Raw genomic sequence first — 4929 nt, 5'->3', positions numbered from 1 at the left:
CTACAATACTCTCAAACGAGAAACGATCATTGCCGTGCCTAAATTCTTTCTTGGCCTCTCCCGTTATAATGACTGGGGTAAAAAAAGGTTTTGGGAAACTCAAGAAACCTACACGGCCAATATTGATGGTAACTTGATTTCCAGAAATAATGTGATGCGGTCTGACTCTGCTTTTATGGATTACAGCCACCCCTCCAAAACTGAAGTTCTGCAAGAATATTTCGTTCCGATTGATCAATTTGCTGATTATATCGATGATTTAAGAAAAACCTTATCTGATGAAAAAGAGTTTAATTTATTAAATATTACCATTCGTTATGTGGAACATAATGATGAATCACTCATGTCCTATGCCAAGGATGATATGTTCGCTCTTGTAATGCTCATCAATCAAGGTACAGATAACGAAAGTAAGGAAAATACGGGAAGGGTCATCCGTAACATGATTAATGTGACGCTTGACCATAACGGCAGCTACTATTTGCCCTATTATGGGTATCCAACAAAGACACAATTATTTGAAGCGTATCCGCGTACCGATGAATTCTTTCGATTAAAGAAGAAATATGATCCTGATAATCGCTTCATGAATCTTTTCTATAAGGAGTATCATCCATGAATTATAAACGTTTTGTTTTTTACCAAGGCACTGTTGGAATGGCTGCCAGCATGATTTTCCCTTTTTATATTTTGCTAATCAAAAATGTAGGCACCAGTTATTCGCAATTCGGATGGGCATATGGAATATTCTCACTGACTGCAGCACTTAGCTATCCTTTAATCGGAAAATTCACTGACAAAGCGGGTGACAAAGCATTTCTCCTTTTCTATTCATGGGGAATGGCACTAATCCTTCTTGCCTTTCCTCTCGCATATGAAATTTGGCATGTCTATCTCCTGCAGATCATAATGGGGCTCCTTGGAGCTGTACAAAAAAACACTGAAAAAACGGTACTTGCAAGATATGTTACGAAGACAACAGCGGGTGAGGAAATTGGAAACTACCATGTCTGGACATCCATTGGCGCAGCTACTGCCGTAATCGCAACCGGGTATTTAGTGGACTTTTTAACGATTGGCAGCATTTTTTATCTAGCATCCCTAATTTTTGCCTGGAGTGGTTTTATTATAATGAAGATGGAGAAAAACACTTCACTATATAATGTAGAATAAATAAAAAAATATTAGGATTTATTACTAGTTAGCACTAATAAATCAGTTACCCCTTTTAGTAGAAGAAGCATCTGCATTAACCTCAGCAGATGCTTCTTCTACTATATAAATCATTTGCGGATCAAAAAACAAAAAATGAACTAACAAAGATATATTAAACCTGCTCCCCTTTTCTCAATTTGATTTCGTTAAATATACGCAATTCTAAAATTACTCCGTTTATTAGTACAATTAAAGACTAACGAACAATAGCACTTAATATAAAAAACTACTTTCTTATCAACATGGTTATTATTTTTTCGTCTGATAAAACTAATGACATCATAATAACACCCATTCCAATCAACTGTTGAATAGACAATGCTTCATGTAAAAAGAAAAAGCCTAAAATCATTCCTATGACTGGCACTATATAATTACTAAATGACGTAAATAACGCGCCTTCTTGCCGAATCATCCTATTAAATAATGCATAAACAACACCAGCGTGGAAAATGCCTAAAATGACTAAGTAAATAGTTTGAGGTCGTTCTAAATCCAATTCGAAAGATTGCTCAAACACAAGGGACATTGGGATGAGCATTGCACTGGCAATCAGTAATACATTTCTCATATGAATAACGGAAGATCCCTCGTTTAATTTCTCCAGGATAATCAATGATAATCCAAAACTCATAGCTGCTAATATCAATAGGATATTACCCTGAATGCTGTTGAAAAGATCTTGAAAACCGTGTGTTGGCCAGGAAAGAAAGACAATACCTGCAAATCCGAATAGGATACTTGTAATCTCCGGCATTGTGCTTTTTCTTTTGAAAAATGCTATTAAAAAGAGGATAGTAAAAACAGGAACCATTCCAATCAACATCGCTGCGACACTACTAGGCACCGTTTTCTGGCCTTGTGCAATGAATGCAAATGGGAGTACAACCTCGAAAACCGCAATGATTATATACCATTTATAATAACTCTTATTTACTCTTCGCTCTTCTTTCGATAAAAAAAAGCCAATGAAGAGTAAACAGATACCACCAATACATGCTTTGATGGCTGACAAAGTAATAACCCCAACATCATCTATAACTAATGCAATAAAGAAGAATTGAGATCCCCATATACAACTAATCAAGAGTAATAAAACATATTTATTCATTCACTTTACTCCCCTTTATCATCAAAGGATCGGCAATAGTCTTACTAATATGCTTTGACCGATTACTACCAAAATAGTTCGTGCCAATTACACCAACAAGAATAATCATCGCACCTACAACGTGATAATAGTGAATGGATTCATGTAAGAAAATCACCCCAGCTATGATCGTAATCAATGTTGCTAAATTACTAAAAACGCTCATTTTAGAGGCAGGTAATATAGATAATGCATAGTTTGATAAAAACCCAGTAAGCAGTGACGATAATGCACCAAGATATACGATTGAAATGAGAAATGAACTACTTGTTAAGGGTAAAAAAAAGCTACTAATTGATTGGTTAATTATATGGTTGATGATGGCCATACTATTAAAAGCAACAAAACCAACGAACGTCATCACATAAGTTAACGTAAATAGTGAATATTGCTTTGATAATGTCCTTGCTACCACATTATAGAAAGCGGCAGCAATCGAGGATAATAAGATCAGTATCGTTCCTTTCAAACTATGAGCCTCAAGTTGCAAGTCGTTCATGACAAAGATAAAGATAACCCCCATCACAGATAAATAAAGAAAAAATTTTTGACCTTTACCAGCATATTCTTTCAAAAATAATGAAGCTGATAATAACGTAAAAATTGGTATGGTCGCTTGGATAATACCCGCTTCTGAAGATGAGGTATAAACGAGACCAAACACTTGAAATGTAAAGAATAAAATTGGATAAAGGAACACCAACGGAAGAATTTTCAAAGTATCCTTTGCCCTCATCTTCACTGAAGTCCTCCTATACAACAGCTTTAAAATTATAGCGATCAAAAAAGCCATCGTAAATCGATGTGCTAAAGTATCTAGCGGACTCGCTTCTATTAATGATATTTTTGTAAAGATAAATGAAAATCCAATAATAATGGCATATACTATCGCCGCAAAATAGGCTTTTTTTTGTTCTGACATATGTGTAAATCCTCCTTTTCATCACCCGGCCGGTTGTTAGTATCGTATTAAAAGTTCCACTACGATACAATACAAATAAGAAGCATCTGTAACGGTACAGTTTATAGGAGGTATTCATGCTAAAATACGTAGCTTTGTTTAATGAATTTGAATCTCTCATCCAGAATGGACAGCTCAAAGCGGGCTTTAAACTCCCATCTATTCGTCAATTAAGCGATAAACATCAATGTAGTAAAAGTACAGTCTTGAAAGCCCTGCAAGAATTGGAAAAGAGRCATTTAATCTACGCGGTTCCTAAAAGTGGATATTATGTCGTGCAAAAAGAATTTGATGCTAAAAGTGAACCAACTTCGGAAATCGATTTTGTTACCTCCGCTCCTGCTTGGCATCAATTTCCGTATCATGACTTTCAACATTGTATCAACAAAGCTATCGATACCTATCAGCAAGAATTGTTTATCTATGGCACTCCAAAAGGACTACCCTCTTTAATTAAAGTAATACAAAAACAATTAGAGCAATATCAGGTATTCGCAAAAGAAGAACAGATTTTCATTACTTCTGGCGTGCAACAAGCACTTTCCTTATTAACGTTCATCCCCTTTCCAAATGAACGTACCCATATACTTGTGGAACAGCCCAGCTATCATCTATTTATGGAACAATTGAAAGCGTACAAGATTTCCGTGCTAGGAATCCAAAGAACAGCAGAAGGTATTGATTTAGGGGAATTAGAGAGGATATTTAGAAGTCAGGATATTAAATTTTTTTATTCGATGCCTCGTTTTCATAATCCGTTAGGGACTTCTTACTCTAAAAAGGACAGAGAAGAGATACTAAAACTTGCTGTAAAGTATGGTGTTTATATTGTAGAAGATGATTATTTAGCAGATTTCGAAGAAAATTTGAAGGTAGACCCTATTTTTTCCGAGGATACTCATCAAATGGTCATTTATTTAAAAAGTTTCTCTAAAATAATGTTTCCAGGATTACGCATAGGTGTCGCTGTATTGCCTAAATCATTAGCAGACAGCTTCCAACTTTATAAAAGAACAGCTGATATTGATAGTTCAATGATTTCACAAGCAGCCTTGGAAATCTACATAAAAAGCGGCATGTTTGAACGTCATAGAAACAAAGTACGTCTGTCCTATTTAATGCGTGCAAACTTGCTATATGATGCTCTAGAAAAGCACTCTACCCTTGGCTTTTATCGCCCAGCATCCATATGTATGAATTCTCATATCGTGCTACCTCATCGTTTAAATAATGCTAACCTCATAAAAAACTTACAGAATCAACAAGTTCTTGTAGAGACGATAGGTCAAAATTATATTGACGGCTTTCACCAAGAAAAAATATTAAAATTAAATGTGTCCAATACAAATATACAAAAGCTAGACCAAGGAATAGCTCTCATTTTTAAAGAATTGAATAACAAACAGAACTATTACCTATAAACTAACTTAACATGCAGCTTTACATTTTAAAATATCATTTCAGGATAACATTTACATTTGTGATTCTGAAAAAGCATGTGCAAAATGAGTACAAACAAAGAAAGAGCCAATTTAGAATTGGCTCTCAACAAAGTTTTTTTTCCTAGCCCACTTTATTTGTAAAATTTAATACGGTCTTCAAG

Annotated in this window: 5 protein-coding genes; 3 read left to right on the top strand and 2 right to left on the bottom strand. The window is 35.0% G+C overall.

Translation table 11 applies throughout. The annotated features are described in order from the left end of the window. Together AC1DUW_RS21040 and AC1DUW_RS21035 are read left to right on the top strand one after the other, a co-directional pair. Positions 1-619: D-arabinono-1,4-lactone oxidase (locus AC1DUW_RS21040; protein ID WP_477643371.1), on the top strand; the 619-nt coding region annotated here is incomplete at its 5' end. Next, the gene (locus AC1DUW_RS21035; protein ID WP_053345794.1) at positions 616-1173 is read left to right on the top strand and encodes an MFS transporter; all 558 of its coding nucleotides are present in this window, start codon (positions 616-618) and stop codon (positions 1171-1173) included. The genes AC1DUW_RS21040 and AC1DUW_RS21035, both read left to right, overlap by 4 nt. A 268-nt stretch (positions 1174-1441) precedes the next feature. Here the strand turns inward: AC1DUW_RS21035 and AC1DUW_RS21030 are convergent, their stop codons facing one another. Both AC1DUW_RS21030 and AC1DUW_RS21025 read right to left on the bottom strand, forming a co-directional pair. Further along, positions 1442-2326, bottom strand: coding sequence for a DMT family transporter (locus AC1DUW_RS21030; protein ID WP_053345793.1), 885 nt, complete (start codon positions 2324-2326; stop codon positions 1442-1444). Next, positions 2319-3287 (bottom strand): DMT family transporter, encoded by a 969-nt coding sequence (locus tag AC1DUW_RS21025; protein ID WP_053345792.1) that lies wholly within the window; start codon positions 3285-3287, stop codon positions 2319-2321. Before AC1DUW_RS21025 ends, AC1DUW_RS21030 begins: the two co-directional genes overlap by 8 nt. A gap of 116 nt (positions 3288-3403) precedes the next feature. Here AC1DUW_RS21025 and AC1DUW_RS21020 point away from each other — a divergent pair, with 116 nt between their 5' ends. Further along, positions 3404-4747 (top strand): aminotransferase-like domain-containing protein, encoded by a 1344-nt coding sequence (locus AC1DUW_RS21020; protein ID WP_477643370.1) that lies wholly within the window; start codon positions 3404-3406, stop codon positions 4745-4747. The last annotated feature ends 182 nt before the right edge of the window (positions 4748-4929 follow it).

Source organism: Peribacillus sp. P4_C12, from assembly GCF_056402095.1.
This window is presented reverse-complemented; position numbering and strand designations above follow the sequence as displayed.

Coding starts and splice junctions, on each gene's coding strand:
- AC1DUW_RS21035 (WP_053345794.1), top strand. CDS start 616: ATGAATTATAAACGTTTTGTTTTTTACCAAGGCACTGTTGGAATGGCT.
- AC1DUW_RS21030 (WP_053345793.1), bottom strand. CDS start 2,326: ATGAATAAATATGTTTTATTACTCTTGATTAGTTGTATATGGGGATCT.
- AC1DUW_RS21025 (WP_053345792.1), bottom strand. CDS start 3,287: ATGTCAGAACAAAAAAAAGCCTATTTTGCGGCGATAGTATATGCCATT.